Below are 22,256 nucleotides of genomic sequence, written 5' to 3'. Positions count from 1 at the left end.
CGCTGGCCCGCTCCCCTCAGAAACCCACGCGCAGGTTGATCTGCCCGCCGACATCGCGGCGACCGTCGCCGTGCTGGCCCTGCACGAACATCGACAGCTGGCTGTTGCGGCCGAGCCCAACCGCCACGCCGACCTGACTGACCAACGCATTGCGTGCCATCACCGCGCTGTACACATCGAACACATTGCCACCGACCGCGAAGCGGTTGCGGCTGGCCACGTCGGTGTCACCCGAAGCATGCTGCCAGCCGAGGCCGACCGTCAGCTGTGCAGGGAAGCGCTCGCCGCTGCCCACGTCCCAGCGGCCCCGCACACCCACGGTGCTGACATTGAGCGTGTCCTTGCCGCCTTCCAGCTCCAGCGCAGCAGTGCCGCCCTGCTCCACCGCGCGATCACTGTCTACCCAGTGCTTGGTGAACTGCACGTACGGCTGCAGCTGGGTCCTGCCGTGGGTCCAGGTCCAGCTGCCCTCCACCTGGGCGATGGTCACATCCGAGTCCTGGCGGCTGTACAGGGTCTGGCCCAGCAGCGGCACCTCACGCGTGGTGCGCGTGCGGTAGTCACCGCGCGACACGCTGCCACCGACCGCAAAGCCGTTGTTCCATTGGCCCTGCGCATACAGGCCGAAGGTGTTGCCACGCAGGCGGGCGCGCGAGCTGCGATCGTACAGGCGCGTATCCAGCCGTTCGTTGCCGGCCGCTGCACCCAGCACCACGTGCTCGCCCAGCTGCCAGTCCACGCCGGCCATCAGCGCATTGCGGTTGGAGCGGATGTCGTCGCCGTTGCCATCACCATCCTGCCTGAACACCTTGCCGCTGCCGGCCAGCCAGGCCGAGGCACGCTCACCGCGCACGGTCGGCAGCTCACTGCCCAGGCGCTGGCGGATACCCTCTTCCAGGTAATTGTCATACAGCAGCACAGCGCGGCTGGCGGCATGCACTTCACCGGACAGCTGGTCGAATGCGCTGCGCGCGGTGGCGGCGTCATAGATCAACACCGTGTTGTACAGGCCCAGCGCCGGACCACTCTGCGGCAGGCTGTCCAGCGCTGCGGCGGTGTTGTACTGGTTGCGCGTCTTCGCCGCCGTGGTGAAGGCTGCGGTCTGCGCCACATCGATCTGCAGATTGGCCGTGTTCGCAGTGTAGACCGGGGTGATGGTCAGGAAGGCCGACGGCGTCTTCGCCGAAGCGAACTGCCCGCTCACGCCACCGCCCGCATTGACCACGGTGTACTGCTGGCCCTGCTGGTAGCTGGTGCTCGGCGAGATGGTATTCACCTGCACGCTGCTGCCACCCACGTTGGCACTGCCACCCACCTGCACCGTGTCGCTGCCGGTGGCGCCCAGATCGATGCCCAGCGTGCTGCCCGGCGACAGGGTCAGGTTACCCCCCACCGTGATCGTGCCGGTGCCATTGCCCGCGCCGCTGCCATTACCTGGGCCATTACCCGGCGACAGCACGCCGCCGCTGGATACGGTCACGCCACCGCCGGTGCCACCGATGGTGCCGGTGCCGGACAGCGTGGTGCCGCTGCCGATGGTCCACTGGCCGCCGATGTTGCCGGTGACATTCAGGCCACCGCCGGTGACCTGGCCGGCGCCGCTGAAACCACCACTGTTGCCGCCGAGATTCAGCCCGCCCGGGCCGGCCTGCACGATGCTGCCACCTCCGCTGATGGTGCCACCCAGCGTGGTGCTGCCACCGGTGTTGATGATCAGCCCACCGTTGTTGGTGATGTTGCCGGTGATCGAGCCACTGGCGCCGCCATTGCCAACCTGCACCGTGCCACCGGCGTTGATGGTGGTGCCGCCGGTGTAGGTGTTGTTGCCGGTCAGGGTGATGGTGCCAGCGCCGGCCTGGGTCAGGCCACCGCTGCCGCTGATGGTGCCGCCAACGGTGGTATTGCCACCGACGTTGAACACCAGGCTGCCGTTGTTGCTGACGTTGCCGGCAATCGATCCGCTCGCGCCGCCGTTGCCGACCTGCAGCGTGCCGCCGGTGTTGATGGTGGTGCCGCCGGTATAGGTGTTGTTGCCGCCCAGGATCAGCGTGCCGCTGCCGGCCTGGGTCAGGCCACCGCTGCCGCTGATGGCTCCGCCGACGGTGGTGTTGCCACCCACGTTGAAGATCAGGCTGCCGTTGTTGGTGACGCTGCCGCCAATCGCACCGGTCGCGCCGCCATTGCCCACCTGCAGGGTGCCACCGGCAGTGATGGTGGTCGGGCCGGTGTAGGTGTTGTTGCCGGTCACGGTCAGCGTGCCACTGCCGGCCTGGGTCAGGCCACCGCTGCCGCTGATGGTGCCGCCCAGCGTGGTGTTGCCGGCCACGTTGGACACCAGCGTGCCGTTGTTGGTGATGTCGCCGACGATCGAGCCGGTCGCACCACCGTTACCCAGCTGCAGCGTGCCACCGGTGTTGATGGTGGTGCCGCCGGTGTAGGTATTGGTGCCGGTCAGCACCAGCGAGCCACTGCCCGCCTGGGTCAAGCCACCCGCACCACTGATGGTGCCGCCCAGCAGGGTGTTGCCCGCGACGTTGGAGATCAGCGAACCATTGTTGGTGATGTCGCCAGCGATCGAACCGGTCGCTCCACCATTGCCCACCTGCAGCGTGCCACCGGTATTGATGATAGTACCGCCGGTATAGGTGTTGTTGCCGACCAGCGTCAGCACGCCGGCACCGGCCTGGGTCAGGCCACCGCTGCCACTGATCGCGCCGCCGACCGTGGTATTGCCCGCCACGTCGAAGACCAGGCTACCGTTGTTGGCGACGTTGCCGGTGATCGCACCGGTCGCACCGCCATTGCCGACCTGCAGCGTGCCACCGGCATTGATGGTGGTACCGCCCGTGTAGGTGTTGTTGCCGGTCAGCACCAGTGTGCCAGCGCCGGCCTGGGTCAGGCCACCACTGCCGCTGATGGTGCCGCCCAGCGTGGTGTTGCCCGCCACGTTGGACACCAGCGCGCCGTTGTTGGTGATGTCGCCGACGATCGCGCCGGTCGCACCGCCATTGCCGACCTGCAGCGTGCCGCCTGCATTGATGGTGGTACCGCCGGTGTAGGTGTTGTTGCCGGTCAGCACCAGCGTGCCGCTGCCGGCCTGGGTCAGGCCACCGCTACCGCTGACCACACCGCCCACGGTTGCGGTGCTGCCCAGGTTGTAGACCAGGCTGCCGTTGTTGGTGATGTCGCCCAGCACCGAACCGGAGCTGCCGCCGTTGCCGAGCTGCAGCGTGCTGCCACCGTTGATGGTGGTGCCACCGGTATAGACGTTGTCGCCGCTCAGGGTCAGCGTGCCGGTGCCGCTCTGCACCAGGCCACCGGTGCCACTGAGCACACCGCCGAAGGTGGTGCTGCCGTTGTTGCCGCCGGTGGTCAGGGTCGCACCACCCAGCACTACGCTGGATCCGGCTACGCCGGCCAGGCCACCAATGCTCTGGTTGCCACCGGCACTGATGTCCAGCGTACCGGCACCGGTCAGATTGACCGTGCTCGCACCCGACAGGGTGCCACCGGCCGCCACCGCCAGCGTGCCGCTGTTGATGGTGGTGTTACCGGTGTAGGTGCTGGCACCGCCCAGGGTGACCGTTGCTGCGCCATCCTTGAGCAGGCCGCCAGCGCCGCTGATAGGGCCGTTCAAGGTCAGCGCGTTGCTGCCGGCAAGGGTCAGCGTGCCGCTGGCCAGCTGCACGGTATTGGCCAGCGTCAGCGCGCTGGTGCCGTCCAGGCTGGCATTGCCGCCCACGGTCAGCGTGCCGGTTCCCAGTGCATTGTTGTTACCCAAGGCAAGGCCACCGGCGTTGAGTGCCACGCCACCGCTGAAGGTATTGCTGCCGGTCAGGCCCTGGATGCCTGCACCATTCTTCACCAGGCCACCGGTACCGGTAATGTCACCAGCGAAGGTCGTGTTTCCTACGCCATTGAGGGTCAGCGTGCTGCCGCCGAGCGCGACCGTACTGCCGGTAACACCGGCCAGTGATCCGATGCTCTGCGCACCACCGGCAGAAATATCGAACGCTGTTCCGGCGTTGGCCAGTGTCACCGCGCCATTCGCTGCCAGGCTTCCTCCGGCGCCAATCGCCAGCGTGCCCGCATTGATGGTGGTGCCACCAGTGAAGGTATTGGCACCGGTCAGGGTCTGGGTGCCGGTGCCTTCCTTGATCAGCCCACCGGTGCCCCCCACCGAACCACTGAACGTGCCATTGACGGGACCACCAATGGTCAAGGTGTTGCCGCCCAGGTTCACCGTGCCGTTGCCGATCAGGGTACCGAACTGCTGCGTGCCGCTGCCCGCCGACAGATCGAAGGTGGCACCACTGGCCAGGTTGACGATGCCACTGGCATTCAAGCTCGCGCCGGCACCCAATGCCAACGTACCGGCATTGATGAAGGTGCCACCGGTATAGGTATTGGCACCGTTCAAGGTCAGCGTTGCCGCGCCCTCCTTGGTCAGCGAGCCGGTGCCACTCAGGCTGCCGTTGAGGGTGAGGTTGTTGCTGCCGAGTACGGTCAGCCCGGCGTTGAGGACGAAGTTGTTGGCCAACGTCACCGCAGTGTTCGAATCGAGCGTGCCGTTGCCACCCACCGTTACCGCCCCGGTGCCGAGAGCGGCATCGTTGCCGACCACCAGGCCGCCTGCATTGAGCGTTACACCGCCACTGAAGGTGCTGGCGCCGTTGAGGGTCTGCACGCCTGCGCCGTTCTTGACGACGCCACCATTGCCGGTGATCGCACCGTTGAACGTGCTGTCTACCGTGCCGCCCAGGGTCAGCGCACTGCCCCCCAGCGCCACGGTGCTGCCGGCCACACCGGCAAGCGAACCGATGCTCTGGTTGCCCGCAGAGATATCGAGGGTACCGGTACCGGCCAGGTTCACCGCGCCGGTCGACGCCAGGCTGCCGCCGGCGCCGATCGCCAGCGTGCCGCTGTTGATGGTGGTGCCTCCGGTGTAGGTATTCGCACCGGTCAGGGTCACGGTGGCCGCACCGTTCTTGATCAGCCCACCGGTACCGGAAACGATGCCGCCCAGGGTCAGTGCATTGCTGCCCAGCAGGTTGAGGTTGGCACCTGATGCCAGCGTGATGTTGTTGGCCAGGTTGGCCGCGGTCGAAGCATCCAGCGTAGCGCTGGCCCCCACCGTCAGCGCACCGCTGCCGAGCGCAGCGTTGTTGCCGACCACCAGGCCACCGCCGTTGAGCGCCAGGCCGCCGCTGAACAGGTTGGCGCCGCCCAGCGTGAGGATGCCGGTGCCGTTCTTGACCAGGCCACCGGTGCCGGAAATCGCGCCGTCGAACACGCTGTTGCCGTTGCCGCCGAGGATCAGCGACTGCGCGCCCAGAGTGACCGTGGAGCCAGTCACCCCGGCCAACGAACCAATGGTCTGGCTGGCACCGGACGTCGAGATGTCGAAGCCGGTTCCCGCTGCGGTAAGTGTCACTGCACCGGTGGCCGCCAGGCTGCCGCCCGGACCGATCGCCAGTGTGCCGGCATTGATGAAGGTTCCGCCGGTATAGGTGTTGGCACCGGTCAACGTCTCGATGCCCGCACCGACCTTGGTCAGGCCACCCGTACCTGCGATAGAGCCACTGAAGGTGCCATTGGTCGCACCGCCGACTTCGATCGAGTTGGCGCCCAGGTTGACCGTACCGTTGCCGACCAGGGTGCCGAACACCTGCGTGCCACTACCGGCCGACAGATCCAGCGTAGCGCCGGTGGCGAGGTTCACGGTACCGCTCGCCGCCAGGCTGGCACCGGCCCCCAGCGCCAGCGTGCCGGCGTTGATGTTGGTGCCACCGGTGTAGGAGTTGATACCGTTCAAGGTCAGCGTTGCGCCACCATTCTTGGTCAGGCTGCCGGTACCGGAAATCACCCCGTTGAGCGTCAGCGCATTGGTGCCCAGTACGGTCAGGCCTGCGTTGAGCGCGATGTTGTTGGTCAGTGCCGCCAGGCCGGTGGTGTCCAGCGTGGCGGCCCCGCCGACGGTGAGCGCGCCAGAGCCCAGCGCCGCGTCATCGCCGAGCACCAGCCCGCCTGCATTGAGCGTCACGCCGCCGCCAAACGTGTTGGCGCCGGACAGCGTCTGTACGCCGGCGCCCACTTTCACCAGACCGCCGCCACCACTGATCACGCCATCGAACGCAGCGTTGCTGGCGGTTCCGAACGTCAATGAGTTTCCGCCCAGCGCCAGCGTGCTTCCGCCCGCACCGTTGAGCGCGCCGATGGTCTGGCTGCTGCCGGCACCGGAGATATCGAAGCCAGCGCCTGCGCCCAGCGTGACATCACCCGCCGCGGCAAGGCTGCCACCTGTTCCCAGTGCCAGCGTACCGGCGTTGATGGTGGTACCGCCGGTATAGGTGTTGGCACCAGACAGCGTCAGCGTGGTGGCACCGTTCTTGATCAGGCTGCCGTTGCCATCGATCACACCCGACAGCGTCAGCGCATTGCTACCCGGCAATGTCAGTGCGACACCCGAGCCCAGCGTGACCGCATTGCCGAGCGTCGCAGCAGCACCCGCATCCAGCGTGGTGCTGGCATTCACCGCCAGCGTGCCGGAACCGAGTGCGCCGTTCGCGCCGACCACCAGGCCACCACCGTTCAAGGTCAGGCCGCCACCGAAGGTATTGGTGTTGTTGAGCGTCAGCAGGCCTGCACCGTTCTTGATCAGGCTGCCGCTGCCGGCCACCACGCCTGCAAGGGTGAGATCGCTGCTGCCGCCCAGCGTCAGCTGCGTACCCCCACCGAAGTTCACGGCGTTGGCCAGGTTCAGTGCCGTCGTTCCGTCCAGGCTGACGTTGCCGCCGATGCCCAGTGTGCCCGTGCCCAGCGCCCCCGAATTCCCGAGGATCAGGCCACCGGCATCAAGCGCGACACCGCCACTGAAGGTATTGGCACCGGACAGCGTCTGCACGCCAGCACCGACCTTGATCAGCTCACCGCTGCCATCGATGACACCGGCAAAGCTGCCATTGCTGGCGCCACCGAAAGTAAGGGTCTGCGCGCCCAATGCCACATGGCTGCCTGCCGCGCCGTTCAACGCGCCAATGGTCTGCCCGGCACCCGCTGCGGAGATGTCCAGCGTCGCGCCGGCACCGGCGAGGTCCACCGCACCGATGGCGGCAAGACTGCCACCCGCGCCGAGTGCCAGCGTACCTGCGTTGACCGTAGCGCCACCGAGGAAGGTATTGGCACCGGACAAGGTCAGCGTCGAGGCGCCGTCCTTGATCAGGCCACCGGCACCACTCACCACACCGCTCAGAGTGAGATTGCTGCTGCCCAGCAGGGTCAGCGTATTGGCGCCCAGGTTCACTGCATTGACCAGCGAAACCGGGGCGCTCGCATCCAGAGAAACATTGCCGCCGATGTTCAGTGCACCGGTACCCAACGCACCGTTGGCGCCGACCGACAGACCGCCCGCATTCAGCGTCAGACCACCACTGAAGGTGTTGCTGTTGTTCAACGACAGCACGCCAGTGCCGGTCTTGATCAGGCCACCGGTGCCGGTGATCAGTCCGCCCAGAGCAACATTCTCATTGCTGGTCAGGCTCAGCTGCGCACCGGCATCGAGATCGATGGCATTGCCCAGGTTCAATGCCACCGTACTGCCCAGGGTCGCGTTCGCGCCCACGGCAAGCAGCCCGGTTCCCAGTGCGCCAGCGTTGCCCAGCATCAGGCCACCGCCGTTGAGCGTCAGCCCACCGGCGAAGTTGTTGGCGCCGTTGAGCGTGAGCGTGCTGGCGCCGTTCTTGACCAGGCCACCGGCTCCGGAAACCACCCCGCCAAGCGTGATCGCCTGCGAACCCGGCAGCGACAGCGCAGCCCCACTACCCAGAGTGACATTGTTGACCAGGTTCAACGCCGTGCTGCCATCGAGCGATGCATTGCCACCCACGCTCAATGCGCCCGTCCCGAGTGCACCGCTGTTGCCCAGCAGCAGGCTGCCGGCATTGAGGTTCAGGCCGCCGCTGAAGGCATTGGTGCCGTTCAAGGTCAGCAGCGAGGCACCGTTCTTGGTCAGGCTGCCGGTGCCGGTGATGTTGCCGCCCAGGGTGAGGTTCTGGCTGCCCGGCAGGGTCAGCACCGCGCCAAGGTTGATGGCATTGCCCAGATTCAGTGCTGCGGTTACGTCGAGCAAGCCATTGCCGCTGACCGTCAATGCGCCGGTACCGAGTGCACTGCCGTTGCCCAGCAACAGGCCACCGGCCGCCAGGTTCAGGCCACCACTGAAGGTATTGGCGCCGCTGAGCGTCTGCGTGCCCGTTCCCTGCTTGACCAGGCCACCGGTACCGCCGATCACGCCGCCGAATGTCTGGTTGGTGGCATCACCGAAGGTGAGCGTGCTGCCGCCCAGCGAGAGGATGCTGCCTGCCGCACCGGACAGCGCACCGATGGTCTGGTTGCCGCCGAGCGAGATGTCCAGTTCGGCGCCGGCCCCCGCCATGCTCACCGCCCCGGTGGCCGCCAGACTGCCGCCACTGGCCAGTGCCACCTTTCCTGCGTTCACGTTCAGACCGCCGGTGAATGCGTTGGCCCCACCCAGCGTGAGCGTGAAGGCGCCGTTCTTGACCAGGCTGCCGGTACCACCGATCACGCCGCCCAGCGTCAGCGCGTTGGAGCCCAGCACGTTGAGCGAACCACCCACCCCCAGGTTGATGCCGTTGCCCACGGTCAGTGCCGAGCTGGCATCAAGCGTCACCGCGCCACCGACATTCAATGCGCCGGTTCCCAGCGCACCGCCGTTGCCGAGCACCAGTCCTCCAGCCGTGAGCGACAGCCCTCCACCAAACGTGTTGGCGTTGTTGAGGGTCAAGGTGGCCGCGCCGTTCTTGACCAGGCTGCCGGAGCCACCGATCACGCCGTTGAAGGTCAATGCCTGGTTCCCGGACAGATTGAGGATGCTGCCCGCGCCCAGATTGACCGCGTTGGCGAGAGCGAGCGCCCCGGTGCCATCGAGAGACACGTTGCCGCCAACACTAAGTGTTCCAGTACCCAGCGCGCCTGCATTGCCCAGCAGCAGGCCACCGCCGTTGAGCGTGACGCCACCTGTGAAGGTATTGGCGCCCGACAGGGTCTGGGTACCCGTACCGACCTTGACCAGCGCGCCGCCGACACCGCCGATGACGCCGGAGAAGCTGGTGCTGGTGTTCAAGCCACCCAACGTGAGGCTGCGCGCGCCAAGGTTGAGCGCACCGGATCCGGCAAGTGAGCCGATGGTCTGGCTGGCCGCAACCGAGAGATCGAGGTTGGTACCTGCGCTCAGCGAGATCGCACTTGTCGGCGACAGGCTGCCACCGGCGCCCAATGCCAGCGCACCACCGGTGACCGCGAAGGAGCCCGTAAGCAGGTTGGCACCATTCAAGGTGAGGGTACCCGGACCCGCCTTGACCAGGTCGCCAGCGCCGGAGATCGAACCGTTCAATGACAACGCATTGCTGCCCAGCAGGTTCAGCGAGCCCCCGCCGTTGATCACCAGATTGTTGCCCAGGGTGAAGCCCGCCGTCGTATCCAGCGACGCGCTGCCACCGACGGTCAGACTGCCGCTGCCCAGTGCCCCGGCATTGCCCAGTACCAGGCCGCCGGCATTGAGGTTGACGCCGCCGGAGAACAGGTTTGCGCCGCCGAGAGTAACGATGCCGGTGTTGCTGACCGTCAGCCCGCCAGTACCGGACAGCACGCCACCCAGACCGAATGCATTGGTTCCGGACAGAGACAGATTGCCACCGAGGCTGAAAGCGTTGGCCAGGTTCAGACCGGCCGTGGAGGAGGCGATGGCACCGCCGCTGGCGGTGAACAGCCCTGTGCCGAAGGAACCGGCATTGTTGAAATTGATCAGACCATCATTGAGCGTGGTCGTACCTGCGCCAGCCCACGCACCCTGCAGGTTCCAGGTACCGCTGTTGACGGTGAGCCTCTGGAAGTTGATGTACTGGTTCCAGCCCAGCGTGGTCACCGCCCCACCGGTACCGCTGCCCGGGCCGGTTGGGCTGTTCTGCAGCACCAGGCTGTTGTTGGACGCCGAACCACCGTCGACGATGCCGGCCGCGGCCAGATTCACCGCAAGCACGCCGACCTGTCCAGCGACGCCGATACCGGCGGTATTGACGCTGGAACCAGACACGGCGGTGAAGGTGTTGCCGGTGACCGAACTACCCAGGTTCACGCTGCCGTTGATGGTTCCCGCATTGAGGAAGGTATTGCCGGCCCCCGCCGTGGCCGAGCCTTGGAACCCTATGCGGCCGGTAATGGTGCCGGTGTTGTTGAGATTGGTCTGCGCACCACCGTAGCTGACGATCGATGCCGCATCGGCCGTGGTCAACAGGCCTGCGCCAAGGATCGACATGTCCACATTGCCGGCGTTGATGATGTTGCTGACACCGCCGGAAGCGTTCTGCATCACCAGCGCCTGTCCACCGAAACCGAGAATGGAGCCGATATTGACCAGGCCTTTGATCGCCCCGCCCGCCTGGTTGTTGACGTTGATGGTGTTTCCACCGACGGTGTTGTTACCCAGCACCATGCCCGACGCCGCCAGGCTCAGGCCACCGTTGAGGGTGGGATCGATCGTGCCCTGGTTGTTCACGGTGATGCCGTTACCGCTCAAATTCACGGCACTTCCGCCAACGATCGGCGGCACGCTGAGCACAGCGCCGGTCTGGATATCCAGCGTCACGCCATTGATGCTGTTGGCCAGCGAATTGGTATTAGAGCCAGTCGCGCAGGTCACCGTGGTGCCTGCGGTAGTGCACGCCGCGAACGCCGAACCACTGGCCAGCGTGGCCGCCAATGCCACCGCCAACTGGTGCGCCCGCAATCGCGGCACCCACCCTGCGCAGACCGCGCTTCCGCCGGGATTCTGGGTGACCTCCGAAGCAACCTGCATTACGCCGAGGGCGCGATTGAAAACCAGACGGTAAATGCGGTTCATCGGTAAATCTCCATGAAAAGACCGGATGGCACTGCAGGCAGGTTTTTTGAAGACAATGCGGCCTACCCCGGCTCCCGACACGGGAACAAGGCCTGGCGTCATTAACTTCTGAAAATCTTCACATCTTCACGCGACCGCACCTGGAAAAGGCAGGTCAACGTGTCCGTCAAGGCGAAAACTCCCCGATTTCGCATGACGAATGGCGGCACTGTGCGGCCGATCGCGCCAGCGGCATGTGAATCACGCGCGTTATTTTCATGACGCACGTCAAATAAAACGTGCGGACAAAATGGTTTTGCCGAAAATGCATATACCTGCAGCAGGCGGAGATTCCTTTCTCCGCCCAACTAAATGCATTCAGCTGCTCGAGAGTTTCATCAGCACCAGGCCGGAAACGATCAGCACCGCCGCACCGATCCGCATCGGGCTGACCTGCTCACCGAGGAAGACGATGCCGACCACGAACGCACCGACCGCGCCGATGCCGGTCCAGATCGTGTAGGCGGTGCCCAGCGGCAGGCTGCGCATGGCCACCGCCAGCAGCCAGAAGCTGGCGATCATGCCGATGATGGTGACCACGGTAGGGGTGAGCCTGGTGAAGCCTTCGGACTGCTTCATGGACACGGCCCAGACGATTTCCAACAGGCCGGCGAACAACAGATAGATCCAGGCCATGACAGCCCTCCTCTTGGTAGGGCCAGGCCGTCCTGGTCATTGATTCCCGATGTGGGGGAGGTCGTTCCTCCTGGCCGGCATTCTAGCAACGCCGGTCGGCGCGGGGCGTTGCCGGCAGACGCGGGTTACAGCCGATTCAGTGCACGAAGCTGGCGTCGATGTACCTGCCTGCGCTATAGTTGCCGTCTGCCATCGGCCAGCCGATGTGCAGTCCGGCTGTGGTCTCCGGCGCATCGCGCGCTGCTTCCCCTGATCCGTGAACCGGCCGCCCACTGGGCGGCCAACGTCTCTATGGTGGCCCCGTCGGCCCCTCGCGACGCTAGGTCGAAAATCCCGCCAGGGCCGGAAGGCAGCAACGGTATCGATCGACGCGGGCGCCGAGGTCAGCCGGCGGGGCCATCGCCTTTTCGGGCGTGGCCCCACTTCTGGTAGCTGCCAGCCTTGGCTGGCGCCCTTCACCGGGCATCGCCCACCACTACCCCGCCGCGGGCGTGCCCTGGTGAAACACCACCCTCCATTCCTGCGCATGCCGTCGCCACAGCGAACTGCGCAACACCCAGCCCTGGGCCTGGCCATCAACGTGATAGCGGCTGCGGTAGCGCACCTGGGCCAGATCCTCGGCCAACAGCCACACCGCGTACTGTTCCGATTCGATCAGCACCTGAGCGCGCTCCAGCGGGATCTCCTGCAACGCCGCATCACGGCCGTAGCATCGCCCGGAACTGCCGATCTCGCTGAAATCCTCGTCCAGAAGTGCCGCCAGTTGCTCGCGATCGGCCCGCACCTGCGGCGCATGCAGCGCGCGTTCCAGCGCCTCCAGCTCGGCAGCCAGCGCCGCGTCGGCGGGCTGGCCAGCACCGCTCACGGCGGATCCTGCACCAGCACGTGCGCTGCAGTGGGGTTGGCCAGCGGCACGCACTGCCCCGGCTGCGCCACACGGTGCCCCCGCGCGGCCAGCGCCTGGCCGTCGGCCGCGCTCGCATAGTGGTAGAGCATCATCCGCGCCTGCAGTTCGGCGCTGTACTCGCGCTCCAGGTCGTCCACGCCAGTATGCGACGGGTTGCCGTGCAGGCCGCAGTCGTGCGCGATCAGTTCATTGTCGTTGGCGAAGCGGGCCAGCATCTCCGGAATCGGCCGGGTATCGCCGCTCCAGGTCAGCGCGCCCTGCAGGCGCAGGCCATAGGCCGTCTCCGGCCAGTGGTGGCGCACCGGGAACACTTCCAGGCGCACGCCCTCGTGCCAGAACGCCTCGCCCACCACGACCAGCTGGAACGCATCCCAGAAGTTGGCACCGCCCTCGGCCAGCACATTCGGATAATCACCGATGCGCTTGTGCAGCAGCGGCACCACCGTGGCGGGCACGTACAGGCGCACCTTGCCGCGCCGGTGCGCATTGAAGAAGGTGTCCACGAACAGGCGCTCGAAGCCGGCCACGTGGTCCAGGTGCACATGGGTGACGAACAGCGCCTGCGGCATGTGCCCGTAGTGCGCCTTGAACGCGGTCAGGCCTTCGCCGCCACAGTCGATGGTCAGCCACGGCCGACCGTCCCGTTCGATCACCGACATCGGCGACCCCAGCTCGACCGCCGACGCATTGCCGACGCCGAGGAAACGCAACGACCAGTCCATCAGGTGCCCCGGTTCCAGGCCATGTCATAGGCGCGGCGCAGCCGCGCGTAATCCTTCTGCACGTCTTCCATGCTGCGCTCGCCGCGCAGCTTGATCAGCGAGCGCAGCAGGCGCTTGAGATTGCGTTCGCGCCAGGCGGTCGCCGGGATGCGGATCACCCCGCGGTCGAAGTCGATCAACCAGCCGTGGCCGTTGCCGTCGAACAGGATGTTGTGCGCATTGAGGTCGGCATGGTCCAGGCCGGCACGATGGAAGCGGGCGATCAGCCGCCCGGTCTCCTCCCACGGTGCGCCCCGGCCCGCGACCAGCGCACGGTCGGCCAGCGAACGGACACCCTCGATCCGCTCCATCAGGATCGCAGCCCGGTAGCGCAGGCCCTCGCGCATGTAGAACGCCGCCAGTGGCCGGGGCACCGGCAGCTTTTTCTCGCGCAGCGCGCGCATCAGCCGGAATTCGGCGAAGCTGCGCGTCCGGTCCGCGCCGCGCCAGAGGTACTGGTCATGGCTGATCTTCGCCGCCAGGCCACCGCGCAGGTAGTGGCGCAGCACGCTGGCGCCGAACGGCGCATCGACGAACCAGGCGCTGCCACGACCGCCCTCGCCCACCGGCCGAGCCCTGCTGCCCCAGTGCTGGGGCGAGAACAGGCCGATCTCGGCTTGCCGCAGCCGCTCGCGGTCGAACAGAATGGCCCCGATGCCGCGACCCTCGCGGCATGGCGTCAGCGCTTCATTGGCGTCGAATGCGACCATTTCATTGAGTCTAACAACACATGGCATCAGCGTCCTCCTCCTTGTGCCTCCTGCGCCTGTCCGCACTTGGCGATGTCACCCACGTGGTGCCCCTGGTGCGCACCCTGCAGGCTGCGCGCCCGGATACGCCGATCCACTGGATCATCGACAAGGCCGGCCACAAGCTGCTCGACGGCCTGCCCGGTGTCACCTTCCATGCCTACGACAAGAAGAGCGGCATGGCCGGGGTCAAGGAACTGCGCAGGCAGCTGCCGCCGGGGCGCTTCGAAGCGCTGTTGCAGATGCAGGTGGCGTTCCGCGCCAACCTGCTGTCGGCCTTCATTCCCGCAGAGCGTCGCATCGGCTATGACCGCAGCCGCTCGAAGGACCTGCATGGTCTCTTCATCAACGAACGCATCCCCGACCGCCCCGGCATCCATGTGCTGGATGCCATCGGCAGTTTCTGTGAACCCCTTGGCCTGCGCCAGACCGAGGTCAGCTGGGACCTGGCGGTGCCGCAGTCCGCATATGAGTGGGCCGCCGCGCAATGGCAGGACGATGGCCGCCCGGTGTTGATGATCTCGCCCTGTTCCAGCCACGTGCGCCGCAACTGGTATGCAGACCGCTACGCCGCCGTGGCCAACCACGCCGCACAGCGCGGTTGGCAGGTGGTGCTGTGCGGAGGCCGCAGCGAACTGGAGCGCAGCATGGCCGATGCCATCCAGGCGCAGCTGCACACACCGGCGCTTGACCTGGTCGGCAAGGACACCTTGAAGCAGCTGCCGGCGCTGCTGGCCCGCGCCAATCTGGTGATGACCCCGGACTCGGGCCCGATGCACATCGCCAACGCGATGGGCGCCAAGGTACTGGGCCTGCATGCGGCCAGCAACCCGAACCGCAGCGGTCCCTATTCCGACCGCCGCTACTGCGTGGACCGCTACGACGATGCCGCGCGCAAGTACCTGGCCAAGCAGGCCGCCGATCTGAAGTGGGGCACCAAGATCGAGTTCGACGATGTGATGGAACTGATCACCGTGGAAGACGGTATCGCTGCGTTCGAACGCTACGTCGCCGACCACCTGGGGTGAGCGGCAGGCAGCCCCGGATTACGCGCGCTGCGCGTAATCCTGGTAGGACTTCTCTTCCACGTACGCCGAACCCAGCGCCAGGTTGATCGCCTTCTTGATGCGCGCGCGTTCGTCATTGCGCAGGTAGACGCTGCGCGCCAGATCGATGAAACCCTGGTCGAACGCCTGCGCCTTCTCTTTCAGGCGGATGTCGTCCTCGATGTCCCACAGCTGCTCGTTGACCGCCTTCAGTTCGGCACGCAGCTTGGCGATGTCCTTCACCGCCGCCGGGTGTGCCATCCAGGTCTGCTCCAGCGCCGACAGTTCTTTGCGCACATTGGCCAGCTTGCCCTCGTCACTGATGCGCTCGGACTTGATCTGCAGGATCGAGATCTTGTCCAGCAGCTCGCCGAAAGAAACGGGAACGAGGATTTCAGCGGTCATGGGGAAAGCTCCAACAGGTGATGCAGGCAGTTTAACCCGCAGCTCGCGATGGAATGGGTAGATCCACGCCATGCGTGGATGAGCCTGCCAGCAGGAACAGCATCCACGCATGGCGTGGATCTACTGATGCACCTGCCCCGACAGGGGCGGGGAGAGGCAGGCAAAGGGAGGGGCCCACAGGTTGCGCAGCAACGTGTGGGGCGACGCGCTGAGCGCGGCGCGTCCCACGCCAGATTAAAGAAAAAGGGCTGCCTTTCGGCAGCCCTTTTTCTTTAATCTGGCGGAGAGGGGGACTGCCATAGATCCGTCCAAGGAAATCCAGTGGCATCGCAAATAACATATATTTGCCATTTAGTTTCAATGGCTTACAAGTGACATCATCCAGCACCGTCCAGCAACACCCATCACCACCCAACGCGAAATGGCATACCAGATGGCATACTGGATGGCATACCAGATGGCATACCAGACACCCATGGCACTGCTTACCGACATCAAAGCCAGAAGCACCACTCCCGGGAGCACAGCACTGCCACACGGCGGAGTCCCCGGCCTAAGCCTGCATCCTTCACGCACAAAGAAGGGGCAAGGTAAGTGGGTCCTACGCTACGTGAGCCCTACCACTGGCAAACGCCGCAATGCAGGCCTCGGCAGCTACCCGCATGTGAGCATCGCCCTTGCCGGCAAGCTGGCTCGCGAAATGCGCGAAGAGATTGCACTTGGGCAAGATCCCCTGGCGACCAAGGCGCCCGCAGTTGCTGCACCCGTGATGCCAACCTTCCAAGAGGCGGCAGAACAGGTACATGCCGAACTCAAGCCAGGGTGGAAGAATGCCAAGCACGCCCAGCAGTGGATCAACACGCTTACCGAGTACGCCTTCCCCAAGATCGGCTCCTTGCCGATGGACCAACTTCAGCCCCGCCATATGGCCGATGTCTTGCGCCCGATCTGGCTGGAAAAAGCGGAGACCGCTTCCCGGGTAAAGCAGCGTTTGCATGCCGTGATGGCCTGGGGCTGGGCGCACGGGTTCAACCAAGCCAACCCTGTGGATGTAGTCACCCATCTGCTACCGGTACAACCCAGCAAGACGGTCCGACAAGAGCACCAACCTGCCATGCCCTGGACTGACATCCCGGCGTTTGTCAAAACCAGACTGGTGGATACATACGAGCTAGATGTCACCAAACGTGCGCTGCTGTTTTTGATCTTGACCGCTGCGCGCTCTGGCGAAGTCAGGGGAATGACTTGGGATGAGGTCAATTTGCGCAACAAAGTCTGGATCATTCCTGCCGATCGCATGAAAGCCAGCCAGACCCATCGAGTCCCACTCTCTGAGCAAGCCATCACTTTGCTGCAGGTACAGGTAGGCAAGCACGATCATCTGGTCTTCCCATCGATCCATTCCCGAACAGTCCTCTCGGACATGACCCTAACTGCGCTATTGCGCCGCCTGAAGGCCCACAGCGATAGCGACAAGCGGATAGCCACCGCGCACGGCTTCCGGTCAAGCTTTCGCGACTGGTGCAGCGAGGAAGGCTATGCTCGGGATCTTGCTGAACGCGCGCTGGCCCACACTGTCCAAAACAAGGTCGAAGCTGCCTATCACCGCACCGATCTGCTGGAGCAACGACGCCCCATGATGCAGGCATGGGCTGATTTCATCCTCCCCAGACCTGCTCCGGACTGAACCGCCCCGACTTTCTTGGAGGCCATTTGGTTTGAGTCAGGCCGCTTTGGCCTGACCGGCTTGCTGCCGATAGTAAGCCGCTTCGGCTTCCGCTGGCGGGATGTTCCCGATCGGCCCCAGCAGTCATTGGTGGTTGTACCAGTACACCCAGTCCAGCGTGGCCAGTTCTACCTGCTGGCGGCTGCGCCACGTCTGCCGATGGATCACCTCGGCCTTGTACAGCCCGTTGATCGTCTCGGCCAGCGCGTTGTCATAGCTGTCGCCCACGCTTCCCACCGACGGTTCAACCCCAGCTTCGGCCAATCGCTCGCTGTAGCGGATCGACACGTATTGCGACCCGCGGTCGGAGTGATGGATCAATTCGCCCTCCCTTTGCCGGGCCTGCAGTGCTTGCTCCAGTGCGTCCAGAACGAAGTCGGTCGTCATCGAACTGGACACCTTCCAGCCCACGATCCGACGTGCGTACACGTCGATCACGAACGCCACGTACACCATGCCCTGCCACGTCAAGACGTAGGTGAAGTCGCTCACCCATAGCGCGTTGGGTCGATCGGCATGGAACTGCCGGTTCACCCGGTCCAGCGGGCACGGCTGCGCCTTGTCGCTGACCGTGGTCTTCACCACCTTGCCGCGGATCACACCACGCAGGCCCAGCCGACGCATCAGCCGTTCCACCGTGCACCGGGCCACCTGCCAGCCTTCCCGCAGCAACTGCCGCCACACCTTGCGCACCCCGTAGACCTGACTGTTCTCGTCCCAGACCCGGCGGACCTCCACCGCCAGTCCCTGGTCCTGCCACCAGCGGTTCGGATTGCGCTCCGGATCGGCCTGACGGACCGCATGGTTGTAGTACGTCGACGGAGCGATCTGAAGTACACGGCAGATCGGCTCGACTCCGTAGGCGTGGCGGTGTTCGGTCACGAACCTCGTCATGGCTTGAAGTGGCGGTCGAGCTCCGCCTGGGCAAAATATGCTGACGCCTTGCGCAGGATCTCGTTGGCCTGTCGCAGCTGGCGGTTCTCCCGCTCCAGCGCCTTCATCCGCGCCCGCTCATCCGTCGTCAGGCCCGGCCGCTTGCCCTGATCACGCTCGGCCCGCCGCACCCATAACCGCAGCGTCTCGGCAGTGCACCCGATCTTCCCGGCAATCGATGCGATCGCCGCCCACTGCGAACCGTGATCGTCCTGGTGCTCCAGCACCATCCGCACCGCCCGGTCCCGTACTTCCGCGGAATATTTCACTGGCTTGTTCATGACTCCATCCTCTCAAGAGTTGGAGCCTCCAGGAATCCCGGGGCGGTTCACTACGCAACGTCCCGGCTTTTTTACCCACCCAGACCAGCATCGCCGCCCGCAGCTGACGTGCCAGCCAGGCCATCACCCAGGCCAAGGCGGCGGCCAGTGCGGTGGCGACAAGGCTGTGCAGCACACCGCGAAGCACCCGTCCCGGCGCACGCTCGCGCTCGGCGGCGGCGACCGCCTCGCCAAGCCGGCTGCGCACCTCCTCGCGTACCTGGGCCAGACTCTGGCCCTGCGCGGTATCCACATCGGCAGGCGTGATGAGGGTGACGACTTCCCCGCCGAGCAGCAGGATCACACCGGCGGCGGTATCGTTGAAGGTGACGCCGGGCGTTCCCGGCTCGTCGACGATGCGCTTGATGTTGAATTCGGCAACCTGCGCCCGCTGCAAGGGCGAGCGCCCCATGAACGCACTGCGGAAGGTCAGGATGTCACGGTTGTAATAGCGCACCGTCGCTGGGGCATGCGCCTGGGCGGTGCTTTCTTCGGTCGCAGCCAGCAGCGGCGCAGGTGCAAGCAGCAGCGAGGCGCACAGCACAAGCAGCAGCGATGCCATCAAGGTGAACCCGCGTGCCAGTGGTGCTGTTTCGAGGCTGCTCCGGAACATCTTTCTGCTTCCCCGCAAGAAGAGATGACTTGCCGCTGGCGTGTTGCGTCGACCCGCCGCCAATCAGCCCCCACAGGCCGCAGGGTACGCCAGCTACGCCCGTGCTCCATCATCGCACCGCGGCAGGCGGATTGCCTGCCATCACGATCTGGCCACTATCGTCCAGGGTGCACCACACTCGCCCGCAGCAACGTAGCCCGGGTAAGCGCAGCGCACCCGGGAAGAGCGGTCCGGGCATCCGTATCCGCGCCAACCGCCCCGGGTGCGCTGCGCTTACCCGGGCTACGGCTTTGGTTAAATCTCGCGATGTGTGCTGTGGCTCGCTCCTGCGTGAGCGCCACGCCGACGGATCTGGGCGTCCCTCCCACTCCGCACCAACTGCCCCGGGTGCGCTGCGCTTACCCGGGCTACGGGCTTTCGTTCAATCTCGCGATGTGTGCTGTGGCTCACTCCTGTGCGAACGCCACGCCGACGGATCTGGGCGTCCCTCCCACTCCGCACCAACCGCCCCGGGTGCGCTGCGCTTACCCGGGCTACGGCCAGCCATTGATCTGGCGATGCTTGCCGCGGCTTTCTGCTGATGGCGCCGGCCTTGATATTGGTCAGTCCCGGCGGCGACGAAGGGGCGGATACTCGCTGCGTGGAAACTTTCACGACCCGCGTGCAGCTATTCAATGCGCCACACCGGCTGCTGTTCTTCATCGGTGTCTGCAATCTCGGCTTGGCGATGGCTTGGTGGGCGCTCTGGCTGGCCGGCTTGCAGCTGGGCAGCCCCCTGCCCGTGCCCGCCGTGCCGCCGGCCTGGCTGCATGGGCTGTGGATGCAGTACCTGGTGCTGCCCAGTTTCATCTTCGGCTTCCTGTTGACCGTATTCCCACGCTGGATGGGATTGCCGGCACTGCCGCGGTGGCAATACGCAGGCGTTGGTAGCGGACTGTTCGGCGCGCAGATCGCGCTGCTGACCGCCAGCAGCGGTTGGCAACCCGGGATGTGGTTGGCCCTGTTGCTGGCGGCGCTGGGATGGGCATTCGGGCTGGTCGTACTCGGCCGCCTGCTGTTGCAGGAGAAAGGCCGCACCTGGCATGCGTGGTCATGCTGGTCCGGCTTGCTGATGGGCTGGATCGGCCTGCTCGGTTTCGCCGCCGCTGCCACAGGTGCTGATATCCGCTGGCAGGCACTGAGCGTGTCGCTTGGCACCTTCGGGCTGTTGCTGCCGATCTACGCAAGCGTCGCCCACCGCATGTTTCCGTTCTTCGCCGGCAACGTGGTGCCGGGCTACCAGGCATGGCGGCCACCACAATGGTTGGCGATCCTGTGGGGACTGTGCCTGCTGCATCTGGCCGGGGAACAGCTGCAGCAGCCACTGGCGACGCTGCTGGCCGATGCGGGCCTGCTGCTGTTGTCGCTGTACTCGCTGTGGCGTTGGTGGCCGCGCGGACCCAAGCCGCCGCTGTTGAGCGTGCTTTTTTACGGACTGGCGTGGTGGCCGCTGGCGATGCTGCTGTATCTGCTGCAGGACATCGCTGCGCTTACCGGCCATACCGGCTGGCTGGAACGCGCGCCACTACATGCCTTGGCGATCGGCCTGTTCGGCAGCCTGTTGGTGGCCATGGTCACGCGTGTGACCCAAGGCCATTCCGGGCGTGCACTGGTGATGCCGGTGGTCGCATGGGTCGCCCTGCTCGGCCTGCAACTGGTTGCAGTGCTGCGCATCCTGGCGCCGCTACTGGATGATCCCTGGCATTGGCATGCCGTCGCCGCCGCCGGCTGGCTGCTGGTGCTTGCACCGTGGTTGCTGCGGTTGGGGTGGATCTACTGGCGCCCACGTGCGGACGGCAAGCCGGACTAATCGTTACGCGGAGAATCAGGCCTGCACGCGGCCATCAGCCAGATGCACCACCTGCTGGCCGAACATGTCCACGTCCTCCGGATCATGGCTGATCAGCAGCAGCGGGATGCCGGTCTGGTCCAGCACCGTTTCAAGCTCCTGGCGCAGATGCGCACGCAGGGCGTGGTCGAGTGCGGCGAACGGCTCATCCAGCAGCAGTGCCTGCGGCTTGGTCACCAGCGCCCGCGCCAAGGCGGTGCGCTGACGTTGGCCGCCGGAGATCTGCGACGGCAGCAGGTCACCGAGGTGATCGATGCGGAACGTCTGCAACCATTGCTCGACCGCATCGATACGACGGCTCCGCGGCGGATTCAACAGGCCTCGCTGCAGGCCAAAACCCACGTTCTGCCGCACCGTCAGGTGCGGGAACAAGGCGTAGTCCTGGAACACATAGCCGATGCGGCGCCGTTGTGGTGACAGATTGATGCCGGCAGCCGCATCGAACAGCGCTTGCCCGTGCATACGGATCACACCGGCGTCCGGCCGCAGCAATCCAGCCACCGCCTTCAAGGTCAAACTTTTTCCCGCACCAGACGGGCCGAACAACACCACATTGCGCTGTGTGCAACGCAAGGCCGCCTGCAGCTGGAAGTGCTGGCCTGCAGCCTGCAGCTTGCGTTGGATATCCAGCTCAAGCCACATTGCGCGCCCCCTCCTGCCGCCGCCCGACCAATCGCGCGGCAAGCAGCAGCACGCTGATGCAGACCAGCGAGGACAGCAGCACCAAGGCGTTGGCGCGACCGTCATTGCCGGCCTGCACCGCCTCGTAGATGGCGATGGACAAGGTCTGGGTGCGGCCGGGAATGCTGCCGGCGACCATGATGGTGGCGCCGAACTCGCCCATCGCGCGGGCGAACGCCAGCAGCAAGCCGGCAAGAATGCCGCGCCATGCCAGCGGCAAGGTCACCCGGAAGAACAGCGCCAGCTCGGATACACCCAAGGTGCGCGCGGCCTGTTCCAGCTGCCCATCCACATCCTCGAAGGCCGCACGCGCCGGCTTGAACACCAGCGGAAACGAGGCCACCGCAGCCGCGATCACCGCTGCCTGCCAGGTAAACACAAGATTGATGCCGAAACTGTCTTCCAGCCATGCACCAAGCGGGCCCTTGCTGCCGATCAGCACCAGCAGGTAATAGCCCAGCACCGTCGGCGGCAACACCATCGGCAGGGTGAATATCGTGTCCAGCAACTCACGGCCGGGGAAGCGCCGCCGCGCCAACAAGGCACCAAATCCGACACCGAGCACGAGGTTGATCGCGGTCGCCCAGCCGGCCACCTTCAACGACAACCACAGCGCGCTCCAGTCCAGATCCAC

12 protein-coding genes, 1 other RNA gene, 1 pseudogene and 1 other annotated feature are annotated in these 22,256 nt (G+C 65.5%); of the genes and pseudogenes, 4 read left to right on the top strand and 10 right to left on the bottom strand.

Features of this window, described 5'->3' with window-relative positions; genetic code table 11:
• Nucleotides 1-16 precede the first annotated feature (16 nt).
• Together ACZK33_RS05045 and ACZK33_RS05040 are read right to left on the bottom strand one after the other, a co-directional pair.
• A complete protein-coding gene (locus ACZK33_RS05045) occupies nucleotides 17-10,918 on the bottom strand; it encodes an autotransporter-associated beta strand repeat-containing protein (protein ID WP_423174369.1) in 10,902 nt (3,633 codons plus the stop codon).
• Between the two features lie 357 nt (nucleotides 10,919-11,275).
• Nucleotides 11,276-11,593 (bottom strand): DMT family transporter, encoded by a 318-nt coding sequence (locus ACZK33_RS05040; protein WP_005415486.1) that lies wholly within the window; start codon nucleotides 11,591-11,593, stop codon nucleotides 11,276-11,278.
• Nucleotides 11,594-11,893: 300 nt separating this feature from the next.
• Between ACZK33_RS05040 and ffs the strand changes: the two genes are divergently transcribed.
• An RNA gene (gene ffs / locus ACZK33_RS05035) (signal recognition particle sRNA small type) lies at nucleotides 11,894-11,990 on the top strand.
• A gap of 78 nt (nucleotides 11,991-12,068) precedes the next feature.
• On the opposite strand, the gene ACZK33_RS05030 is transcribed toward ffs, so the two are convergent.
• From ACZK33_RS05030 to ACZK33_RS05020, 3 genes are read right to left on the bottom strand one after another with little or no spacing between them, the layout of a single operon-like run.
• Nucleotides 12,069-12,458, bottom strand: a complete 390-nt coding sequence (locus tag ACZK33_RS05030; protein WP_125894644.1) for a nuclear transport factor 2 family protein — start codon at nucleotides 12,456-12,458, stop codon at nucleotides 12,069-12,071.
• Nucleotides 12,455-13,222, bottom strand: coding sequence for an MBL fold metallo-hydrolase (locus tag ACZK33_RS05025; protein WP_121504042.1), 768 nt, complete (start codon nucleotides 13,220-13,222; stop codon nucleotides 12,455-12,457). Before ACZK33_RS05025 ends, ACZK33_RS05030 begins: the two co-directional genes overlap by 4 nt.
• Nucleotides 13,222-13,971 (bottom strand): 3-deoxy-D-manno-octulosonic acid kinase, encoded by a 750-nt coding sequence (locus ACZK33_RS05020; protein WP_049400634.1) that lies wholly within the window; start codon nucleotides 13,969-13,971, stop codon nucleotides 13,222-13,224. Before ACZK33_RS05020 ends, ACZK33_RS05025 begins: the two co-directional genes overlap by 1 nt.
• A 20-nt stretch (nucleotides 13,972-13,991) precedes the next feature.
• On the opposite strand from ACZK33_RS05020, the gene ACZK33_RS05015 reads away from it, so the two are divergent.
• Nucleotides 13,992-15,038, top strand: a complete 1,047-nt coding sequence (locus tag ACZK33_RS05015; protein ID WP_049434295.1) for a glycosyltransferase family 9 protein — start codon at nucleotides 13,992-13,994, stop codon at nucleotides 15,036-15,038.
• A gap of 18 nt (nucleotides 15,039-15,056) precedes the next feature.
• On the opposite strand, the gene ACZK33_RS05010 is transcribed toward ACZK33_RS05015, so the two are convergent.
• Nucleotides 15,057-15,461 (bottom strand): DUF6165 family protein, encoded by a 405-nt coding sequence (locus tag ACZK33_RS05010; protein WP_046982834.1) that lies wholly within the window; start codon nucleotides 15,459-15,461, stop codon nucleotides 15,057-15,059.
• A 421-nt stretch (nucleotides 15,462-15,882) separates the two neighbouring features.
• Here ACZK33_RS05010 and ACZK33_RS05005 point away from each other — a divergent pair, with 421 nt between their 5' ends.
• Nucleotides 15,883-17,148, top strand: a complete 1,266-nt coding sequence (locus ACZK33_RS05005) for a tyrosine-type recombinase/integrase (RefSeq protein ID WP_337778018.1) — start codon at nucleotides 15,883-15,885, stop codon at nucleotides 17,146-17,148.
• Between the two features lie 36 nt (nucleotides 17,149-17,184).
• Here the strand turns inward: ACZK33_RS05005 and ACZK33_RS05000 are convergent.
• Both ACZK33_RS05000 and ACZK33_RS04995 read right to left on the bottom strand, forming a co-directional pair.
• Nucleotides 17,185-18,350, bottom strand: a pseudogene (locus ACZK33_RS05000) (IS3 family transposase).
• Nucleotides 18,007-18,123, bottom strand: a sequence feature (AL1L pseudoknot). (Overlaps the previous pseudogene by 117 nt.)
• Nucleotides 18,232-19,002, bottom strand: a complete 771-nt coding sequence (locus ACZK33_RS04995) for a hypothetical protein (RefSeq protein ID WP_236509019.1) — start codon at nucleotides 19,000-19,002, stop codon at nucleotides 18,232-18,234. Before ACZK33_RS04995 ends, ACZK33_RS05000 begins: the two are co-directional and overlap by 119 nt.
• A 631-nt stretch (nucleotides 19,003-19,633) precedes the next feature.
• Between ACZK33_RS04995 and ACZK33_RS04990 the strand changes: the two genes are divergently transcribed.
• A complete protein-coding gene (locus ACZK33_RS04990) occupies nucleotides 19,634-20,902 on the top strand; it encodes an NnrS family protein (protein ID WP_478454188.1) in 1,269 nt (422 codons plus the stop codon).
• Nucleotides 20,903-20,917: 15 nt separating this feature from the next.
• Here ACZK33_RS04990 and ACZK33_RS04985 read toward each other — a convergent pair whose 3' ends face one another.
• Entirely contained in the window at nucleotides 20,918-21,583 is a 666-nt protein-coding gene (locus ACZK33_RS04985; RefSeq protein WP_099589922.1) for a sulfate/molybdate ABC transporter ATP-binding protein, read from the bottom strand.
• Nucleotides 21,573-22,256: a molybdate ABC transporter permease subunit gene (gene modB, locus ACZK33_RS04980; protein WP_099475691.1), complete on the bottom strand. Its 684-nt coding sequence runs from the start codon at nucleotides 22,254-22,256 to the stop codon at nucleotides 21,573-21,575. The genes ACZK33_RS04985 and modB overlap by 11 nt, the downstream gene beginning before the upstream one ends.

Source organism: Stenotrophomonas sp. 86156_Sma (assembly GCF_056481625.1).
Note: the sequence above shows the minus strand (reverse complement) of the source record. Positions and strands in the feature narration are given on the sequence as shown.

Bases quoted from the DNA above. Each gene is read 5' to 3' on its own strand.
- ACZK33_RS04990 (WP_478454188.1), top strand. From the start codon at position 19,634: ATGGCGCCGGCCTTGATATTGGTCAGTCCCGGCGGCGACGAAGGGGCG.
- ACZK33_RS05005 (WP_337778018.1), top strand. From the start codon at position 15,883: ATGGCATACCAGATGGCATACTGGATGGCATACCAGATGGCATACCAG.
- ACZK33_RS05015 (WP_049434295.1), top strand. From the start codon at position 13,992: ATGGCATCAGCGTCCTCCTCCTTGTGCCTCCTGCGCCTGTCCGCACTT.
- ACZK33_RS04985 (WP_099589922.1), bottom strand. From the start codon at position 21,583: ATGTGGCTTGAGCTGGATATCCAACGCAAGCTGCAGGCTGCAGGCCAG.
- ACZK33_RS05045 (WP_423174369.1), bottom strand. From the start codon at position 10,918: ATGAACCGCATTTACCGTCTGGTTTTCAATCGCGCCCTCGGCGTAATG.
- ACZK33_RS05025 (WP_121504042.1), bottom strand. From the start codon at position 13,222: ATGGACTGGTCGTTGCGTTTCCTCGGCGTCGGCAATGCGTCGGCGGTC.
- ACZK33_RS04995 (WP_236509019.1), bottom strand. From the start codon at position 19,002: ATGGCATCGCTGCTGCTTGTGCTGTGCGCCTCGCTGCTGCTTGCACCT.
- ACZK33_RS05020 (WP_049400634.1), bottom strand. From the start codon at position 13,971: ATGGTCGCATTCGACGCCAATGAAGCGCTGACGCCATGCCGCGAGGGT.
- ACZK33_RS05040 (WP_005415486.1), bottom strand. From the start codon at position 11,593: ATGGCCTGGATCTATCTGTTGTTCGCCGGCCTGTTGGAAATCGTCTGG.
- ACZK33_RS05010 (WP_046982834.1), bottom strand. From the start codon at position 15,461: ATGACCGCTGAAATCCTCGTTCCCGTTTCTTTCGGCGAGCTGCTGGAC.